15 protein-coding genes are annotated in these 19,472 nt (G+C 65.0%); 7 read left to right on the top strand and 8 right to left on the bottom strand.

Annotation, left to right across the window (positions count from 1 at the left end):
- Positions 1 to 27: 27 nt before the first annotated feature.
- The gene (locus IPM18_06015) at positions 28 to 465 is read right to left on the bottom strand and encodes a hypothetical protein (GenBank protein MBK9119143.1); all 438 of its coding nucleotides are present in this window, start codon (positions 463 to 465) and stop codon (positions 28 to 30) included.
- Between the two features lie 54 nt (positions 466 to 519).
- On the opposite strand from IPM18_06015, the gene IPM18_06010 reads away from it, so the two are divergent.
- Complete coding sequence (locus tag IPM18_06010; protein ID MBK9119142.1) at positions 520 to 1,626, top strand: aspartate-semialdehyde dehydrogenase; 1,107 nt, start codon at positions 520 to 522, stop codon at positions 1,624 to 1,626.
- Positions 1,623 to 2,198, top strand: coding sequence for a GNAT family N-acetyltransferase (locus IPM18_06005; GenBank protein ID MBK9119141.1), 576 nt, complete (start codon positions 1,623 to 1,625; stop codon positions 2,196 to 2,198). The genes IPM18_06010 and IPM18_06005 overlap by 4 nt, the downstream gene beginning before the upstream one ends.
- Before the next feature lie 14 nt (positions 2,199 to 2,212).
- On the opposite strand, the gene IPM18_06000 is transcribed toward IPM18_06005, so the two are convergent.
- Together IPM18_06000 and IPM18_05995 are read right to left on the bottom strand one after the other, a co-directional pair.
- Complete coding sequence (locus IPM18_06000) at positions 2,213 to 2,776, bottom strand: TetR/AcrR family transcriptional regulator (protein ID MBK9119140.1); 564 nt, start codon at positions 2,774 to 2,776, stop codon at positions 2,213 to 2,215.
- 300 nt (positions 2,777 to 3,076) lie between these two features.
- The gene (locus IPM18_05995) at positions 3,077 to 3,724 is read right to left on the bottom strand and encodes a lamin tail domain-containing protein (protein MBK9119139.1); all 648 of its coding nucleotides are present in this window, start codon (positions 3,722 to 3,724) and stop codon (positions 3,077 to 3,079) included.
- A gap of 792 nt (positions 3,725 to 4,516) precedes the next feature.
- Here IPM18_05995 and rsgA point away from each other — a divergent pair.
- Positions 4,517 to 5,584, top strand: coding sequence for a ribosome small subunit-dependent GTPase A (gene rsgA, locus IPM18_05990; GenBank protein MBK9119138.1), 1,068 nt, complete (start codon positions 4,517 to 4,519; stop codon positions 5,582 to 5,584).
- Positions 5,585 to 5,889: 305 nt separating this feature from the next.
- On the opposite strand, the gene IPM18_05985 is transcribed toward rsgA, so the two are convergent.
- Positions 5,890 to 7,836: a propionyl-CoA synthetase gene (locus IPM18_05985; protein ID MBK9119137.1), complete on the bottom strand. Its 1,947-nt coding sequence runs from the start codon at positions 7,834 to 7,836 to the stop codon at positions 5,890 to 5,892.
- Positions 7,837 to 8,179: 343 nt separating this feature from the next.
- Here IPM18_05985 and IPM18_05980 point away from each other — a divergent pair, with 343 nt between their 5' ends.
- From IPM18_05980 to IPM18_05970, 3 genes are read left to right on the top strand one after another with little or no spacing between them, the layout of a single operon-like run.
- Positions 8,180 to 9,550, top strand: a complete 1,371-nt coding sequence (locus tag IPM18_05980; protein MBK9119136.1) for a thiolase domain-containing protein — start codon at positions 8,180 to 8,182, stop codon at positions 9,548 to 9,550.
- A gap of 53 nt (positions 9,551 to 9,603) precedes the next feature.
- Entirely contained in the window at positions 9,604 to 10,077 is a 474-nt protein-coding gene (locus IPM18_05975; protein ID MBK9119135.1) for an OB-fold domain-containing protein, read from the top strand.
- Positions 10,078 to 10,089: 12 nt separating this feature from the next.
- Positions 10,090 to 10,407, top strand: coding sequence for a cupin domain-containing protein (locus IPM18_05970; protein ID MBK9119134.1), 318 nt, complete (start codon positions 10,090 to 10,092; stop codon positions 10,405 to 10,407).
- A gap of 26 nt (positions 10,408 to 10,433) precedes the next feature.
- On the opposite strand, the gene IPM18_05965 is transcribed toward IPM18_05970, so the two are convergent.
- The 3 genes from IPM18_05965 to IPM18_05955 all read right to left on the bottom strand — a co-directional run bounded on the left by IPM18_05965 (position 10,434) and on the right by IPM18_05955 (position 14,562).
- Entirely contained in the window at positions 10,434 to 12,041 is a 1,608-nt protein-coding gene (locus IPM18_05965) for a NapC/NirT family cytochrome c (GenBank protein ID MBK9119133.1), read from the bottom strand.
- Positions 12,042 to 12,256: 215 nt separating this feature from the next.
- Positions 12,257 to 13,669, bottom strand: a complete 1,413-nt coding sequence (locus tag IPM18_05960; GenBank protein ID MBK9119132.1) for a hypothetical protein — start codon at positions 13,667 to 13,669, stop codon at positions 12,257 to 12,259.
- A gap of 11 nt (positions 13,670 to 13,680) precedes the next feature.
- Complete coding sequence (locus IPM18_05955; protein ID MBK9119131.1) at positions 13,681 to 14,562, bottom strand: DUF4097 family beta strand repeat protein; 882 nt, start codon at positions 14,560 to 14,562, stop codon at positions 13,681 to 13,683.
- Positions 14,563 to 14,811: 249 nt separating this feature from the next.
- Here IPM18_05955 and IPM18_05950 point away from each other — a divergent pair, with 249 nt between their 5' ends.
- Positions 14,812 to 17,937: a proline dehydrogenase family protein gene (locus IPM18_05950; GenBank protein MBK9119130.1), complete on the top strand. Its 3,126-nt coding sequence runs from the start codon at positions 14,812 to 14,814 to the stop codon at positions 17,935 to 17,937.
- Positions 17,938 to 18,049: 112 nt separating this feature from the next.
- Here IPM18_05950 and IPM18_05945 read toward each other — a convergent pair whose 3' ends face one another.
- Complete coding sequence (locus IPM18_05945; protein ID MBK9119129.1) at positions 18,050 to 19,468, bottom strand: hypothetical protein; 1,419 nt, start codon at positions 19,466 to 19,468, stop codon at positions 18,050 to 18,052.
- Positions 19,469 to 19,472 lie beyond the last annotated feature (4 nt).

Genomic DNA, 19,472 nt, shown 5'->3' with positions numbered 1-19,472 from the left:
CGGGTGGCGCCCCGTGCCATGGAGCCGTCAATCCAGCCGGTAGCGTTCAGTGCCGAAATCGGCGACGGCGGTCGGAACGCTCCAGAAGTACACGATCCCGAATCCGAACAGTGCGGCTATCGCCGAACCGCCGCAAATGTACGCCGCCAGGGTCACGCTCTCGGAATAGAGCACGGCGGCCACAACACTCAGCACGACCCACACGATCAGGAGCCAACCGCCAGCGGTGGCTCCGGTCCCGCGGATGGAACGCCCCCCCGGCACGGGCAGCACCTGGGCGAAGGCCCCCTGTGCGCCAATCATCAGCACCTGGCACTGGACGGCGACCACGACGGCCAGCACCGCCACGCGCAACCACTGCTGGACCGGCTCCATTGTGCCGAGTCCAGCCCGGATCGTGTCGTTGACCAACAGTACCAGGATGACGCCGATCAGCAACGGTGAATAGTACGTCCAGCGTCCCATGCTTCACTCCCGTGGGCTGCATGCCCGTCAGTTCGCACGACGGTGCGCCGGAAGATGGTATCATGCCCACCGGTTGCTGGATACGTCGTCGCACCGGACCGGAGGAGAGCACCTCCCGGCCAGGCCCGGTGCGCAGATTTCTGCAGGATCGGAGTTGTTGCGGTGCGGACAATCGCGATCGTCGGCGCTACGGGTGCCGTGGGGGCTGAATTCTGTGCCGTGCTGAGCGCAAGAGGGTTTCCGGCGCAGGAGGTGCGCTACCTTGCCTCGGCGCGCTCGGCGGGTGCCAGCATCGCCGGTGTTCACGGTCCGGCGCGGGTAGCCGAAGTATCTGCGGATGCTTTCGTGGGTGTTGATTGTGCATTCTTTTCAGCGGGTGCCGGTATCAGCCGGACTTTTGCCCCCCTGGCTCGCGCGGCCGGGGCCCTCGTCATCGACAACTCGTCGGCTTATCGCATGGATACGGATGTGCCGCTGGTTGTGCCGGAGGTGAACCCTGCGGCGGCGCACGCGCATCACGGTTTGATCGCCAACCCGAATTGTTCGACGATTATCGCGGCAATCGTCCTGTGGCCGCTGCATCAGTTGGTGCCACTGCGCCGGGTCGTAGTCGCAACGTATCAGGCGGCCAGCGGTGCCGGAGCTCGCGCCTTGGCTGAGCTCGAAGCCCAGACCCGCGCCGTGCTTGCGGGGGAGCCGCCGCGCCCGGAGGTTTTTCCGGTCCCGTGCGCCTTCAACGTCTTCAGCCACAACAGTGCGGTCGGATCGGACGGCTACAACGTGGAGGAAACGAAGCTGATCTGCGAGACACGCAAGATCTTCGGCGACGCGACCCTGCGGATCGCACCGACGTGCATGCGCGTGCCGGTAAAGCGCGCCCACACCGAAGTCTTTGCGCTCGAGTTTGCTGCTCCGATGACCGTGGAAGCCGCCCGCGCGGTGCTGGCGCGCGCCCCGGGGGTGAGACTGGTGGATGAACCGGCGGCGAATCGCTTTCCGACACCACTGGAGGCCAGTGGGGCAGACGACGTACTCGTCGGCCGTTTGCGTTGTGACCCCAGTGTGCCGGATGGCCGGGGGCTGCAACTCATGTGTGCCGGTGACCAGTTGCGGAAGGGCGCCGCCCTGAACGCGGTGCAGATCGCGGAGCTCCTGCTGTGACGACGCCGATTCATTTCGGGTGGGAGGGTGAGAAAGTGCGCCTGGTGCCGCTCGACCGGGACCGGCATTTTCAGAACTGCGTCCGGTGGGTCAACGATCCTTATGTCACCGAATGGACACTGGTCGGTGATTTTCCGATCACACGCTTGCAGGAAGAGGCGTACTTTGAGCGTCACGCCCGGCAGGCAAGCCCATCCGACGTGGTCTTCGCAATCGAAACGCTGAGCGAGGAGGAGGAACATATCGGCTTGGCGTCTCTACATCAGATCGACTACCGGCACGGGACCGCCCAGACAGGCACTCTCATCGGTCGGCGGAAATTCTGGGGACAGGGTTTCGGGACCGATGCGATCCGGGTGCGTACGCGCTACGCCTTCGAGGTGCTGGGTTTACGGCTATTGCTGAGCGAGGTCATGGCGCCCAACGTGGCGTCGCTGCGCGCGCTGGCGCACGCCGGCTATCGTGAGGTCGGCCGCATCCCGGACCGCCACTGGAAACGCGGCGCGTATCGCGATGCGGTCCTGCTGGCCCATCATCGCGAACGATACGCCTGCGAGCCCAACGTTCCGTAGCAAGCCCAGGGGGTTCACGGCCGCAGCAACCGGTTGAATGCATCGCAAATTTCATCTCCGTATTGACTTACGGGCCCCTGGAGGTCTCCGTACAGCACCCCCACCACCGGTTGGAGCACCAGCCCCAGCAGCAACTGAAGCCCGAGTCCAGGCGGAACAGGTCGGAAGGTACCTTGTTCCACGCCATCCCGCAGGACGCGCTCCACCATGGCCCGTACACCGAATTCGGTCGGGACCGATCGCGCCAAGTCGTGCTGACTCAGCAGGAGGAAGCGCAGCACGAGGGGATGCTCGTCTGCGTAGGACAGGAAGGCCCGTACGAGCAGGGCGAGCCGTCGAGACGCATCGCGCTCGGACAAGGCCAAGCCGGCCAACCGCTGTGTCAGCGCCGCGTAGTTCTTGCGATAGACCTCTACCGCGAGATCGTCGCGGCTCTTCCAATAGCGATAAAGCAAGCCGGGAGAAACACTTGCCGCTTCCGCGATTTCCTGGATCGTGGACCCCCGCAACCCTTTCCGGGCCACGACGGTCAACATGCCGTGCTCGATGTGTTCCCGTTTCTCGACCGGCCTGGCCATTCCCATCCTCCACGACTGCGATCAATAATGAATATCTATTCACTCATTACAGATTGCATGGGGTCGAGCTCGAAGTCAAGGGGTGTAAGTTCGTTACACATGGCTCCGACACGTTTCGACGGAACCCCCGCTGAGCACCAGCGCCGTTGGGCTGGCGCGCATCGCTGGCCCCGGTGCGGTGGCGCGCAGAAAAGCACCGCCCGCTGGACCTGGAATCGGTCCTTACGGGCGGTGTTGCATCGATCCCCCCCATTCCATCTCAGGGGCAACGCAGTGCGCCGCCCACCCGCTTCTGATTTCCTAGCGACGGCGAAGCAGGCCTGCGGCTAAAGCAAACAGCACGAAGGCCGCCGGCTCCGGAACAAAGTAGCCGGGGTTGCCGAGGTCGTTGCTGACGGAGCGGTACGAGCCGTACTCGTCCCCCTCGAACGAGAGCACCCATAGGTACGGGTCGTTTGCGCCGAGCGCCGCCGGCGTGAGCGGATTCCCGCTGATGCGCTGTGTGCGAATACTGCCCGGGAACGCCTGATCGCCGTAGTCCAGCCGATCCGCGATGTTGTCATTGGCGTCCAGCAGGATGATGCTGTCGGCGCGCCCGATGTTCCAGCCGTTCTGGTTTGCGCCGAGCAAGCCAACCACCTTGATCGCCGGATCGAGCGCCCAGGCGGAGCGGAAGTCACCTTCGGCCGCTTCGGTCAGCACCACCGCCTCGCCGGGCTGTACGTTTCCGAAGCCCGAAAGATCAAAGCGTCGCTCCAGATTCGGGTAATTGTTGTCCACGAAGCCCCAGCCGGTGAAGTCGACCGGCGCGGCGCCCAGGTTCGTGAATTCGATGAACTCGCCATCCTGTCCGTCGTACATCCACTCGGTGATGTAGATCCCCGCGAACGCGGTTGAAGCCACACCCGCCGCCAATGCCAACACAAGACCCTGCTGCCACCACTTCATCATCGCCTCCTGATTATCGCTTGATGATCCGGACCGCCGCTCTTTCCCAGTGGTACGCTCCCCGCTGGCGCGGCCCATACAAGCCAGCGGGGTCGAGCGGCTGAAAATACCCGCAGCGCGTTCGCCTATGACGAGCAACAGGTTAGGTTTTGGTGAATCGGGACGATTCTCCAAACAGGTTATCTGAGCGTAACAAGTGGGGCAGGTAGGGTTCAAGCGAAATCCGGATTCTCTGATAGAACGGTGATAAGACTGCACGAGCGCGTCGCGGCACGTGCCCGGCCACAGCCCCTCTCTCCTGCCAGGGCCGAGAAATACGTTCCCGCTGCCTTGTCCGTCGGATCTTGCGCTGGGCAGAAACTATCCATGCGCACACCTTGCTGGACACCGCGGCGAGATGCAGGTAATCCGGCGATCCGTGCTGCACCGCAATCGAGTTGACGTGTATGGCGCCGATCGCTAGTGTTTCTCATTGAGCGTTGACTGTATTCATGCTGTTCCCCCCAGTGGAGGTACTGCCGGATGACTGCCGATCATGCGATCATCGTCGTGGTGCGCCCCCGGTGGGTATCGGCCTGACGCGGACCTGAACGCTGCCTTGTCGCCCGGTGACGGCCGACAAGCACTACCCGTCTGAGTTTCCCACCCGAGGCGCCTTCCCCGTTCCAGTTTCCGTGCCGATTCCGCGCGCACTTGCTGTTCCTGTGCGCAGCATCGGTGTGGTATCCGTTTGAATCACAATCCGCGGTGTGCTCCCTTGCAGCGAGCGCCGCATATGAGGTTTTCCCCACGATGGATAGGACATCCTTGGGCTGGTCTGAATACTGGAAATTGCAGTTTGACGAATTCGCGCCGCCGGGCTGCACCCCGGCGCGCATCGCCCGCGAAGAGCGTGCGGCGTACTTCATTCTTACCGACATCGGTGAGCAACTCGCGCGGGTCAGTGGACGGCTCCGTGCCGCTGCGACGCGCCGGGCTGATTTTCCCGCGGTGGGCGACTGGGTCGCCGTCTCCTCCGTGGAGGGTGAAGGCGCCGTGATTCAGAGCGTGCTGCCGCGCCGGACGCTGTTCTCCCGCAGGAGCGTGGGAGAGGGCGCTGCGGATGAGCAGGTGATCGCCGCGAATCTGGACACGGTCTTCCTGGTCAGTGGCCTGGACGGAGATTTCAACCCACGCCGTATCGAGCGCTACCTGACGCTCGCCTGGGAGAGCGGCGCCGCACCTGTCGTGGTGCTGAACAAGGCCGATCTATGCCCGAACGTCGCTGAACGGGTCGCCACGGTCGAGGGGCTCGCACCCGGCACCCCCGTGCTTGCGGTGAGTGCGGCTGCGACACGCGGAGCCGAGGCGTTGCGCCCGTATCTTGGCCCAGGGACCACGACCGCGCTCCTGGGATCGTCCGGTGTGGGCAAGTCGTCACTCATCAACGTGCTACTGGGTACGGAGCGGCAGCGCACCGCTGCGGTGCGCGCGGACGACCAGCGCGGTCGACACACAACCACACGGCGCGAAATGCTCCTGCTGCCCACGGGCGGCGTGCTCATCGACACACCGGGCATGCGCGAGCTCCAGCTCTGGGCGGACGCCGCCGCTCTTGACCAGGTATTCGCTGATGTGACCGCCCTCGCGGAGCAGTGCCGCTTCCACGACTGCCGGCACGAGGTTGAGCCGGGCTGCGCGGTGCGTGCGGCGCTCGCCGCCGGCACACTGGCCCCCGCACGTTACGCGAGCTATGTGAAGCTCGGGCGCGAGCTGAGCTACCAGGCCCGGCGCGACGATGTGCGGTTGTGGATGGCGGAGCGTGAAAGGTGGAAGAAGCTGGGTGCCCTTGGCCGGGCACGTGCACGTCGGAAGCTGTAGGCGGGTACGCCGGTGGGACGGAGCATCGCTCCGTCCCACCACGCCAGCGCGCTATCGTGCGCGTGGCCGCTTCAGGAGGACATCCATGTAATGCGACATGCCATAGAGTTGATTCGTGTCGAGCACCGCCACCACTTCCCCACCCGCATGACCTGGCGTGTTGAGCTCCGAGTCGAGTTTGTGCATATCGACGTTGCCGCTGAGCCAAGAGCTGGGCGCGAATTTGAGCGTATGAGATTCCCACGGGGGGCATGTCGATCAGCCAACCGTGGCACCGCATGGCTCGCTGAATGGCAGTGAGTCTTTCACGCGCCAGGAGGGTTGGGGGAAAGCTGGCTCCGCGATCCGCCCGAAGCGCCCGCGAAGCCGAGCCCCCGCAAGGCCGTCCGAACCTCGTCGAGCACGGACAAATCGTCGATTGTCGCCGGGGTCTGATACGGCTGTCCGTCGGCGATGCGCTTCATCGTACCACGCAGCACCTTGCCCGATCGGGTTTTGGGCAGTCGCGGCACAATGGTCACGAGCTTGAACGAGGCCACCGCCCCGATCCGATCGCGGACCATCTGCACGAGTTCGCGTTCCAGCTCCGCCGCCGGACGCTCGACGCCCGCCTTGAGCACGACGAAACCCAGCGGAAGCTCACCTTTGAGCTCGTCCTGCACACCGATGACCGCGCATTCCGCAACGTTCGGATGTGCTGCGAGGACTTCCTCCATGCCCCCCGTGGACAGGCGATGGCCCGCCACGTTGATGATGTCATCCGTGCGGGCCATGATGTACACGTACCCGTCCTCGTCGATCAACCCCGCATCGCCCGTGAGGTAGTAACCCGGATAGGCGGCGAGGTAGGAATCCACGAAGCCCGCATCGTTCTGCCACAACGTTGGCAGACAACCCGGCGGCAACGGCAGACGCACCACGATGCTGCCCAGCTTCCCGGCCGGCAGTGCTGCGCCGCACTCATCCAGCACCCGCACGTCGTAGCCCGGTGTCGGACGCGTCGGTGAACCTGGCTTGATCGGCAGTGGCGCCAGCCCGAGACAGTTGGCGGCGATCGCCCAGCCCGTTTCTGTCTGCCACCAGTGGTCCACGACCCGCACGCGCAGGTGCTGCTCGGCCCACTGCAGTGTGTCGGGATCGCAGCGCTCGCCCGCGAGGAACAGGGCCCGGAACCCCCGCAGGTCATAGCGCGCCCGGTGCAGACATTCGGGATCTTCCCGCTTGATGGCGCGCAGCGCAGTCGGTGCCGCGAAAAGTGCTCTTACCCCGTGCTGAGCGATCACGCGCCAGAACGCACCGGGGTCGGGGGTACCCACCGGCTTGCCTTCGTACAGCACAGTCGTGCAACCATACAGCAGCGGACCGTAGACGATGTAGGAATGTCCCACGACCCATCCGAGGTCGGAAGCGGCCCAGTAGACTTCGCCCGGCCGCATGTCGTAGATGGCATGCATCGTCCATTGCAGCGCCACGGCATGCCCGCCGTTGTCGCGTACGACGCCCTTGGGAATGCCCGTCGTGCCGGAGGTGTACAGAATGTAGAGCGGATCGGTCGCGGCCACCGGCACGCAGGCCGCCGGCTCGGCCGTGGCCACCTCTTCGCTCCAATCCAGGTCACGACCCGGCACCAGCTCGGCGTGCATCTGTGGCCGCTGGTACACGATGCACTTGTGGGGTTGGTGCGCAGAGATGCGCAGCGCCTCGTCGAGCAGTGGCTTGTACGCGATGACCTTCTTGCCCTCGATGCCACACGAGGCACTCAGGATCAGCTTGGGCCGGGCATCCTCGATACGTTTGGCCAGTTCCTGCGGTGCAAAGCCCCCGAAGACTACCGAGTGAATTGCGCCGAGCCGCGCGCAGGCCAGCATGGCGCATAGTGTTTCCGGGATCATCGGCATGTACACGATCACACGATCACCCGCGCTCACGCCGTGTCTCCGCAAGACACCCGCAAACCGCGCCACCCGGTCGCGCAATTCACGATACGTGAGCACTTGCACCGTGCCGGTCACCGGACTGTCGTAGATCACCGCGGGTTGCGCGCCGCGGCCGGCTTCAATGTGCCGGTCGATCGCGTTGTAGCAGGTGTTGAGTTCCCCCCCGACAAACCAGCGGTAAAAGGGCGGCCGACGGTCGTCCAGCACGCATTGCGGGGCTTTGAACCAATGGATCTCCTCGGCGGCACGACCCCAGAACGCGGTCGGATTGTCGAGGGACTCCCGGTACATCCGGTCATAGGCGGTGGAATTCATCTGCGCCCTCGCAATGAGAAGTGTTGTACCGCAGCGTATCGTACGCCACAGGCACCCAGCAACAGGCCTGCTGTGGTGAATGCTGAATCCGGTTGCAGGAAGGATGAACTTCCATGGGTTGCCACGCTGTATCCCGTTGCAGCACTGAAACTGCGCGCCTTCGAATGCTTTACCCCATGCCAGGCACCCGGTAGACTCACTTTGAAGCTTCTCAGCAGACAGATCATGTCACAACGCTCCGTCCGAAGGCCTGTCGTCGTCCGACCGTTGCCTACCCGCGGTCGCAACCCCTGCTCACCCGGCATCCGGCCGGGCTTGTTCACCCTCATGCGAAAGGTGTGCGATGATCAAGTTCGGCCCGGGCAACTTGCGCATTCCGCGGTTTGAACGGCCCGTTTTCCTCGTGGCGGGGGGGCTGACGGACTTCCGCAAAAAATACCCTGAGAAGAATACCTGCCAGCTCTGCACCGAGGCGCTGCGGATGGCCGTCGAGGAGAACGACCTCAAGGTATCTCCCGAGGATGTACGCCGCAGTGTGAATTGGGTCGTCTATTCCCAGTTTGCGGATCACTTCGGAGATCAACTGCTGGCGGCTGCCAAGGTACACGACTATCTGGGTTTTGATCCGCTCGGCAACATCGAGGTGAAGACCGGCGGGGCGACGGGGGGGTCCGCTGTGCTGGCGGCGGCGCAGGCCATCGCCTCAGGTTACGCGGATTGTGTACCCGTGGTCGGGTGGGAGCGCATGGACGAGGTGTCGACCAAGGTGGGCAACAGCTACATCGCCAGTGCGGCGTGCAAGGACTTTGAGAGCGAGCTGGGCTGGATGTATGCCAGCTACTACGCCCTGATGGCGCAGCGCTACCAATACGAGAACGGTGTTTCTCGCGAGACACTGGCGAAGATTGCCTGCAAGAATCACGAGTACGCCCGCTGTTCGCCGTTCTCGCAGAACCCCGGCCATTACACCGTGCAGGACATCCTCGACAATGGCATGGTGTCCCACCCACTCTCCTTTCTGGAATGCTGCGTGATGAGTGTCGGGGCGGCCGTACTCCTGCTGGCCGACGAGAAAACGGCCTACCGTCTTACCCCACATCCGATTCGGCTCAGTGCGATTTGCGGCGGTACACACACTCTGCGTACCGCCGACCGCCGCAATATGCCGATCCTGCTCCTGCCGCACGAGAGCGAGGAGACTTATCGCGACTTCTTGACGGGACGGCGTGACGCGTGGCCCGGGTTCAGCTCGTTCCTCGCAGCACGCATGGCGGCCTACCTCGCCTATCACATGGCCGGCATCCGCGACCCGCTGCGTGATTTCGACCTGCTCGAAACCCACGATGCCTTCACGATCAGCGATGTGCAGACGTACGAGGACATTGGCTTGCGGCCCTACGGGCGCGGGCGCGAGTTCATCGAGTCCGGGGATGCCTATTTCGAGGGGCGGCTGCCGACCAACCTCTCGGGTGGACTGATCGGCACGATGCACGCCGTCGGTGCGACCGGGATTTTTCAACTGGTCGAGCTGCTCTGGCAGCTTCAGGGGAAATACGACCGGTTCCACGGCACCCCACAGCTGTGGGAGCGTTACGGCAAATCCCGGCCTGCGGACTGGCGCAGTTTGCAGGTCAAGAACCCGCAACGTGGCTGTGCGATCAGCCATGCGGGGACCGGTAGCCACGTGACATGTGCAATCCTGGAGCAACCGTAGCACGGCGGGCGACTCCGCGTGATGACCAGCGGAAGCGAGAAAGGAAGGCGGCGATGGCGATCGACTGGCCCACCACGCAATTGAAAGTTTGGAACGAGGAGCCGCTGGGTGTCCGGAATCCCAAGACCTGGGAGCACTTCCACACGTACGGTGGCTGGGGTCGGTTCTTCCGGGGCCTGCAACAGGGGCAACTGCTCGCGACGCGCTGCCCGAACACGCAGTGCATGGAGCAGCGCCTGTGGCTGCCGCCGCGATGCGAGTGTCCCGACTGCTGGCATGAGATGGAGTGGATCGCAGCGCCGACTGTCGGTCGGATCTATACCTGGAGTATCGTCCTGTACCCCGGCGAGCTATTCCGCCTGCCACCCGAGACCCCGCTGATCAGCGTGGAACTGGACGGCGTCTGCACCAGGTTAATGAGTTGGCTCAAGGAGGGCCGACCGGAGATCGGCCTGCCGGTTCGGGCGGTCTTCAACACGCAGCGGCCCACGAACACGATCCTCGACCTCGCCTGGATACCGGCATAACAGGCCCCAGTGATGGACGCCGCCTTTCCGGATTTTGTACGAGCGCTGCCGCCGGTGGACACCGCCGTGGCGGGCCTGCGCGGCTGGCAACTCGTCGGTGCCGGCATCGTCACGCTTTTCATGCAGGCCGACCGTGACGTGGTGATCCCCCCGCATCGGCACGGCGCACAATGGTGTTGTGTGCTCGCCGGTTGCATGCGGGTGACGATCGCCGGTTGCCCCCGGACCTGCGGCCGCGGCGACACACTCCTGTTGCCCGCTGAAGTCGAGCACGAAACGGCACTGCAAGCCGGCTGGCGGGCGGTCTATTTCTGTTTGCCGGATGAATGACGCACGTCCTGACCGCGGTCCGGCGCTCAGTGTGTTGGGCGCAGGCGACCTTCGTCATACCACGCGTCAAGTCCGCGTAACGAAGAGTGACAGTCGCGGCACAGCAGCAGTGGCCCCCCCAGGTGGCACTGCTCGCAGCGCAGATTCTGGTGCATTTCCAGACTCATCGAGTGCTGGAAGGCGCCTTCGAGCAAGAGTCCCGGCTGATCCGGTACCGGGTTCAGGAAAGTGTGGCAGGTGATGCAGTCGGAAGAAATCGCTCGCCCCACGGCGTCGACATGCCGCCCGTCATGACAGCGGAAACAGCCCGCTGAGAACATGTGACCCACGTTCTCCGGGTAGGTGCGCCAATCCACCTTCATCGCCGGGAAGAAGTTGCGTCGGTAGGCGTCCCGGGTTGCCGCGATCGCCTGTGCCACGGCCTCCGCCCGTGTTGTGAGCAGTTCCGGGTAGTGCTCCTCGTAGAACGCCGTGAGCCGCCGCCCGATCTCCGCCTCCGCTGTCGCGACGTCCGGGTAGTCCCCCACCAACGCCGCCACTGCTTCGCGCTTGATGTAGGGCAGTGTCGCGTCGATCCGGCCGGCCTCGAGTTGCAGGTCCACAGCCGAAACGGGTGGGCGGAAATGATGCGCGCCGCGATTGTGGCAGTCCATGCAGTCGATCGTGCGGGCGATGCCGGTCGGCGGCGGCGCCGTATGCGCCAGCCCGTCAGATCGGTAGATCGTCTCGGCGCCGTCCGCGGTCACGTGCCGCACCCAGGGGATTTCCTGCAGGTGCTCATCGAGAGCGACGTAATCGATACGCCCCGCGACCATCATGTGCATGTGAATGCCTTCGACGCGGCCGATCGATTCGTCCGCACCGCCGATCTTCAGCAGCATGCGCACCGCCCGCCGCGTGTTCTGCTCATCCGGTGCGAAGTGGACAACCTCCTTCAATTTGGAGCCGTGGAATTTATCCGGCCAGTGGCAGTGTTCACAGGTGTCACGGGCGGGTCGCAGTTCCGTGATCGCCGGTGGAATCGGTCGCGAAAACGTGTCGAACGCAACCGCAAAGACCTGCCGCGCGCCGGAAAGCTTGGACTTGACGAACCAACCGGCGCCTTCGCCGATGTGACACTCGGCGCAAGTCACGCGTGCGTGGGGGGAAGTCGCATGGGCCGTCCCCTGCGGCTCCATGACGGTGTGGCAAGCCGTCGCGCAGAAGGCCGTGGTTTCGGAATAGCGGTAGGCCTGGTAATTGGAGCCGACAATCAGCGGCAGCACCACGAAGAACGTCAGCAGCATGAAGACCAGCAGCGCGCCGAGAGTCGGCCGGTCGGTGAGATCAAGGTGCAGGTGGCGCGGCAACGGCTGGCCCTGGGCGCGGTGCACCCGGTATTGCTTCCACAGGGCCCCGATCGGCACGATCACCAGGCCGAACAGGAACACGCCCGGCACCACGAGGTAACCGATCACGTTGAGGTAGGGGTTCGCAGTTCCCGAGGTTAGCGCCAGCAGGGCGAACGCCACCAGCGTGGTGGCCGACAAAGCGACGATGAACAGCCCGAATAGACTGACGACATTGTTGCAAAGCGACAGGAGCTTGCGCACCCCGGCGCGGACGGTGCTGGGCATGGCTTCGGCGGCCGGCATGCATCACTCCCTGCAGCCCCCGCGTCACGATCCACACGAATTGCGCAGTAATCCCGCACGCGGGAGCACCAAGTCAAGCCCCGCACCCACCGCGGAGTTCCACGGAATCTACGACATTCGGACCTTTGTGTCAAGCATGCAGCACTTTGGTCGTAGTTGGAACATGTGGTGCGCGGGCCGAGTTCCCCTGTCCCCGCAGCAAGCGTGGACCGAACTCAATAGTTGCTCCACCGAATCGCCTGTCGAATCCGCTCGTACCGCAACGTTGCACCCGCCAGCCACAGCAGCGACAGTCCCCCGAAGTTCGCAAGCAGCAGGAACTCGAAGGGGATCAGTCCGCTGGCCTCCAATGGGTCGCCGAACACCACCAGTAAAAGCAGGCCGGGGCCGACCATCAGAGGCCAGACATGCAGCCAGGCGGTCTCGTACGCCATGCAGCGCGCCAGCCAGCGGGCATCGGGCAGAGCCCTGGCGAGGTGCCAGGCCGTAAAGATCAGTGCGCCCAGCGTACGGTGCAGTAGCCAAGCCAGCAGCGTGAGGATGGTTAGCGCCGTCAAGAACACTGCAATGAACGTGGGAATATCGCTTGTATTGGGCAAGCCGCCTTCATTAACCACCGCGATCAGCGTCGCGAGGCCCAGCCAGCCGGCGCCGTGCAGCCAGAGCAGCGGATACGTCCAGCGGGCAAAACGCTCGGCTGCGTCGTCGCCGGTCCGCAGCGGCAGCCGCGCGTAAAAGCGCTGCGGCGAAATGACAATCGGCCGCAACAGGCGCCACCACGTTCGCAGACCCAGGCGGGTTGCCGCGGAAGCTGTCACACCGAAATGCACCAGCCCGGGGCGCACCTCGGTCGCAACCAGCGAGGTGCGAATCAGCCGACCGCACTCGGTGCAGAGTGCGTCAAGATTGGGGTTGTACAATTGATAGCCGCAGCCCTCACAGCGCGGCGGCAAGTCGGACAGATCCGGGGGCGGCGGTGCGGCGGCGGTGGTGGCCCGGCGGGTCCAGACGAGGAATACCACTCCGAAGACGGCCAGCAGAAAAGGCAGGCAGATCCCCGGATCGAAGAAGAACCGGGGGAATTCTTGGTTCAGGTAGGCAAGCGGCAGAAGAAGTACGAGCAAGCCCACCGGCAATAGCAGCAGCAGCACGCTGGCGGGCCACGCGCACACGGTTGCGAGTGCCACGGCGCGGCGCCAGGTGGGTAGCATGGGACCACGACTATGCAACAACGGCTGGTGCAGCCACGCGAAAGCGAATGTGGCGGCCAGCGCGGCGCCTAATGCCAGCGCCAGAACCAGGTGCAGAGCGGTAACAGCACCGTTTACATGGGTTGCGGCCAGCACGGCCAGCGGTCCATCGATCGTGAACATCTCCAGCACACGCGCACTCGAGAAGTCCCAATACAGGTCGATGATGCGCGGCGCGACGAGAGCGGCAAAGCCGGCCGACGCGATCAGTGTCGGGACCGTGACCAGGTAGAAGGCCACCAGTGCCGGTGTGGGTGTCGCCAACACCGCCCGGGCCGCAGCGCGCGGCCGGAAAAGGTTGACCAGCGGGCTGACCAGCAACCACCACAGCGGCGTCGGGCGTCCGGCGCGGCCCGCGCGGTTCTCAGCATCCGCCATACGTTGTCCCCTCAGCGTTCCGTCACCAAGATCGAACCGTTGGACGAGCGCATCAGCACCGGTACCCCGCCGCCGTTAAGCTTGCCACGCAGAGCCATTCGGCGGCGCGCTGCTTCCTCCATCGTGGCGCCCGCAATGCGCACGTCGACGCTGCCGTTGCTTGTCTGCAAATCGAAATCAGCGGCAAAACCAACCGGCAGCGCGGCCCGGATACCACCGTTGGTGGTGTGCAGCGCGATGCTCCCCGTGCTGGCCGTGTCGGCGCCGAAATCAATACTGCCATTGGTCGTCGCCAATGCCACGGGCCCGCGAATCTTTCGCGCCCGGATGTTCCCGTTGCTCGTGCGCGCCTCGGCGCCTTCGGTCACGCCTTCCAGCACGATGCCGCCGTTTGAGGTGGCGGCTGTCAGCGGCCCGTCAATCGCCGTGGCCACGATGGCACCGTTACTCGTGTCGAGGTACACGGACCCGACGAGCCCGCGAACCGTGATGGGTCCATTCCCGGTAGTCACGCGGGCGGCACAGGGGACCGGCACTTCGATCTTGAGTTGCGCGCCGACCCCGCGACTCGCTAGTTCGGGAGGAAAGCGCAGCTCCACCCTCAGCGTGCCCGGTTCGTCACTGGCGGCCGCCGTGTGGATCACGACGCGCTCAAGGTCGGCGGTGGCGGCCGAAAGTGTTGGACCGCTGACCTGCTTGGTCCCGGAAATACGGACATCCTTACGGTCGCCAATGCGAACGTCGATGGCGCCATTGTGACTGGACACGACGACTTGCTGGTAGGGCGCCCAAGGGACGTGCTGTTCGAAATCAGCGGTCGCGCGGATCGCCGTGGTGCAACCCGCATTCAGGAGGAATAATCCTGCGAAGACCCAGACCATACGCGTGAACATGCGGTGCTCCTTGCATGGAATGCGCGGCACCGGAAGCGGGCCGCCGACGGAAGCATAAGCGCGAAGGGCCTGCTGGGGTTAGGATACGATGCCCGCCGCCGTCAGCCCGGTTGTTTAGGATCCTGTGCGGTCCGCCCGTTGCCGAATTTCGGACCGCTGGGTAGGATACTGGCATCGGCGGGTGCGGGCGGTCCGCAACGTCGTTGCTGGGGGTTCTGTGCGTCGGCTGAACGGTTTCATGGGTGCCGGATGACCGCCTCGCTCGATGCTCCGCAAGTCGAATCGCTCACGCAAAAGCTCGGCTTTGAGATGTTCGAACGCATGCGCGCCGCCGCGCCGCACTGCTTCCAGTTCGCCTGGTGGCAGGAGCAGATGCTCAAGATCTGCATGCAGGACGAATGGTTCAAGGTCCAGGCCTTCCGCTTCATCGACGTCCTCCCCATGATGAAGACCTCCGAGGAGGTGGCCCGCCACCTCCGCGAGTACTTCGTCCTCCCGCCGCACGAACACGCCGGACACGGGACCCATGTCCACGGGCATCACCATGCTGACGGGGGCGCCGACTTGCGCGAACTGGCCCCGCCGCCCGCCGGTCGCGCCTTGGTGGAGCTGGTCTCCCGGTTGCTGAACTTCCGCCGGCTGAATACCCCGTGGGCCCGACTGATGGCGGCCGTTGCCCAGCGGGGGGCGGGATGGATGGCGGGCTCGTTCATTGCCGGTTCCAACATCCACGAGGCCGTGCGGACGATCCGCTGGATGCGTGACCGCCAGATGGCCTTCACGATCGACGTGCTGGGTGAGGCGGCGCTCTCCGCCACCGAAGCACACGCCTACCACGAGACCTACGAGGAGTTGATCGGCAATTTGCCGCAGCATGCGGCTGAGTGGCCCGGCGTGCCGGCGGTGGATGAGGCGGACGGCGTGGCACTGCCGCGGGTGAATGTGTCGGTGAAGCTGACCTCTCTGTACCCGGGTTTTGATCCGATCGCGCCCGAGGCCTGCAAGGCGCGGGCGAAGGAACTGCTGCGGCCCCTGCTGAGGCGCGCGATGGAGCAGCGTGTCCATGTCCACATCGACATGGAGCACTACGCGATCAAGGATCTCACGCTGGAGCTGTGCGAGGAGTTGTTCCTCGAGCCGGAGTTTCGCGACTACCCGCACTTCGGCATCGTGCTGCAGGCGTACCTGCGCGACGGCGATGCGGACGTGGAGCGGACGATCCGCTACGCCCAGGCGCGCGGCACCCCGCTGTGGGTGCGCCTGGTGAAGGGCGCGTACTGGGACTCGGAAACCGTCTGGGCCGCGCAGCGTGGCTGGCCCGTCCCCGTCTGGGAGCAGAAGTGGCAGTCGGACGCGTGCTATGAACGCATGTCGCGCCGCCTGCTCGAAAACTACCGCGATACGCATGCGGCGTTCGCGAGCCACAATGTGCGGAGTCTGGCCCACGCCATGGCGCTGCGGGAGGCGCTTGGCGTACCAGGGTGGGCGTTCGAGCTTCAGATGCTCTATGGCATGGGCGACCCGATCAAGTACGCCGCGATCCAGATGGGCCAGCGCGCCCGCATCTACACGCCCTACGGCAACATGCTCTCAGGCATGGCCTACCTGATCCGCCGCCTGCTGGAGAACACCGCCAACGAGTCGTTCCTGCGCCAGTCCGGCGATGACGCGAACGAAGGCGAACTGCTGGAGAATCCGCTGGTGACGGGCGCGGCCACCCCGCCCCCCGAGCCGGCCGTCGTCATTCGGTATGAGTTTGAGGAGCCGTTGATGGATCCATTCGAGAATGTGCCGAACAGCGACTTCGCCCTGCTCGCCACACGCCAGAAAATGCAGGCGGACCTGGCCCAGGTGCGCGCCGAGCTCGGCCGCGAAGTGCCCCTGGTCATTGGTGGTGCCGCGGCAACCACCGGGAACTGGGGCACCTCGGTGAACCCTGCCCGGCCGAATGAAGTTGTCGTGCGCTACGCCGTCGCCGATGCCGAAGCCGTGGACCGGGCCGTTGCCGCGGCTGAGGCCGCCTGGAGCGCCTGGCGCCGCGAGACGCCGTTCACACGTGCCGCCGTACTGCGGCGCGCCGCGGAAAGCCTCGACGTGCGGCGGTTCGAGTTGGCCGCACTGCTGGCATTCGAATGCGGCAAGACATGGCGCGAGGCGGACGCGGACGTCTGTGAAGCGATTGACTACTGCAACTATTATGCGCGCGAAGCCGAGCGTTTCGCCGAGTTCCCGCGACGGCGTGACATCGAGGGTGAGACAAACGAGTATTTCTACGCCCCGCGTGGCGTCGTCGCGGTGCTCAGTCCGTGGAACTTCCCGTTGGCGCTGCTCGCGAACATGACAGTGGCTGCCGTGGTGATGGGTAATACCGTGGTGTTGAAGCCGGCGAGCGCGGCGGTCGGCTGTGCCGCCAAGTTTGTGGAGGTGCTGGCGGCTGCGGGCCTGCCGGCGGGTGTCGTGAACCTGGTCGCGGGTTCGGGCGCGGAGGTCGGCGCCGCGCTGGTGCAGCACCCGGGCGTGGACGTGGTGGCGTTTACCGGGTCACGCGCGGTGGGTGAGGAACTTTATCGCACGGCGGCCGGGGCCCCGACACGGCGGCCGGGGCTGAAGAAGGTGATTCTGGACCTGGGCGGAAAGAACGCGGTGATTGTCGACGGTAACGCAGACCTCGACGAAGCGGTGAAAGGCGTGCTGGCGAGCGCGCTGAGCTACGCGGGGCAGAAGTGCTCGGCCGCATCGCGGGTCATCGTGCTGGAGTCGATCTACGACCGCTTTGTAGAGCGGCTGGTCGAGGCGGCGCGGTCGAAGGCCGTGGGCCCCGCGGACGAGCCGACCACCGCGATACCGCCGGTGATCGACAAGGCAGCGCGTGCCACGCTGCTGGCGGCGATTGCCCAGGCGCAGCAGGTGGCCCGTTGTGTACTGGCGGTCGACGTGGAACGCCTGGTTGCGGAGACCGGCGGCTATTATGTCGGCCCGCACATCTTCGCGGATGTGCCGCCGGATGCGCCGCTGGCACAGGAAGAGCTGCTCGGTCCGGTGGTGGCCGTCATTCGCGTGGCGGACTTCGACGAGGCGCTGCGCGTCTTCAATGGAACGGCGTATGCGCTGACGGGTGGAATCTTCTCGCGCAGCCCGGCCAACCTGGAGCGCGTCCGGTCGGAGTGCGAGTGCGGAAACCTGTACATCAACCGGCCGATCACCGGCTCGCGCGTGGACTTGCAGCCCTACGGTGGGTTCAAGATGTCGGGGCTTGGCACGAAGGCGGGCGGCCCGGACTACCTGTTGCAGTACGCTGTGCCGCGCACCGTGACGGAGAATACGCTGCGCCGTGGGTTCGCGCCGAGTGAAGAGGTGGTCGAAGCGCTGGGGTAGACCGGCACGGCACGCGGGGTTCGGCAGCGCGTCGGTGGGCGCTACCGGCGGCCGGAGCGTGCGGAGCGAGACCCGGAACTGTGCGGGCTCGCTTACGGTGAACTCGTACTGCTCAGGTGTTTCCCCACCGGATCGCACGGCGGATCAGCTCGTAGCGCACACCCCACACCGCCAGCCACAGGGCGCTGATCAGCACGCCCAGGATCAATGGGTACGCGATCAGGAGCAGGGGATGGACCGCGGGGAGCGCCCAGCTCGATCCAAACGCACCGAGAAGCAACAAAACCGACAAGAGCAGCAGCAGGTGTGGCCACACCGTCTCGTACCCCATGGCGCGCGCCAACCACCCGCTGTCCGGTATCGCTTGCCAGCGGTGCCAAATCAGGAAACACGATGCCGCCAGTGCCCGATGCACAAGCCATCCGACGATCGGCAGGGCAACGGCCAGATTGAGCACGTTGACCAGCAAGAGGATGACATCCGACAACAGGGTAAACGGACTCTGCGAGAGCACTACAAACAGTGCCACTCCTGCGATGCCCAGGGACAGCGCGTGCAACGCGAGCAGACCGTAGCTCCAGGCGGCGAATGTTTGCGAGGGATCGTTCGCGCTGCGCAGCGGTAGCTGTCCGTAGAACAAGCGCGGCGCACGCAGGATCAGGAACGCCAGCCGCCACCACGCGGCGTGCCGCTGGTACAGTGGGGCGTGGCTCGTGAGCACCGTCAGTGCCGGGTGCCTGCGGCGAGACCGGTCGGGCAAAAGGGAATCCGCGACCTCGCGGCCGCACTCTGAGCAGCGCTCGGCGAGCGTTCTCCCCACCAGGAGATAACCACAATACTCGCAATGAGGCGGCCGCTCTGCGAGGTCTGGAGGAGGCGGAACGACGGCATGCACCGCCCGACGGCCCCACGCGATGGCGGTCGCGAGCGCTGCCGCTGCGAACGGAGTTTCGAGGAGCAGGTAAACGCTTTGGCTCCAGTGCCACGACCAGTTCGGCTGCCCTGCGCGGTATGCAGCGAAGGCCCCATAGATCAGCAGGTCGACAGTGAAGAGCACCACACCTGCAAGCATCTGAAGCAGCAGCACGGTCCATGCCGCCGACCACGACAGCCGCAAGCCCCGCCGAAATGCCGGCCCCAGAGGTCCAGTGCGGTGCAGCAGGGGCAGGTTGAACCACGCGTAGCCGCACACGCACATGGCCACAGCCAGCGCGCAGAGGCCGACTTCGAGGATGGCCTCAAGGATCGCTTCGGGGCCGGTGCCACTCCCATCAAGCTCGTTCGCCAGCCACATGTGCAGGCGGTCCAGTGCCTTGGGCCAGTACTGCGGTTCCAGCAGGAAATCACGCAGGTACATGACGTTCAGCGTGTCCAGCAAAAGCAGTCCGACGACGATGCCGAGCCACGAGCACGCCACGTAGCAGAGATAGGTGCGCCGCTCCGCGGTCGTCACGAGTTGGGCCGCGCGGCCCGGCGCACAGAGGTCAACCACCGGGCTCAACAGCAGACGTATCAAGGTCGGAGGCGACACCGGG

The organism is Phycisphaerales bacterium, from assembly GCA_016716475.1.
Classification (GTDB): Bacteria; Planctomycetota; Phycisphaerae; order UBA1845; family Fen-1342; genus JADJWG01.
The sequence above is the reverse complement of the archived record's forward strand: the minus strand, read 5'-3'. Positions and strand labels throughout refer to the sequence as shown.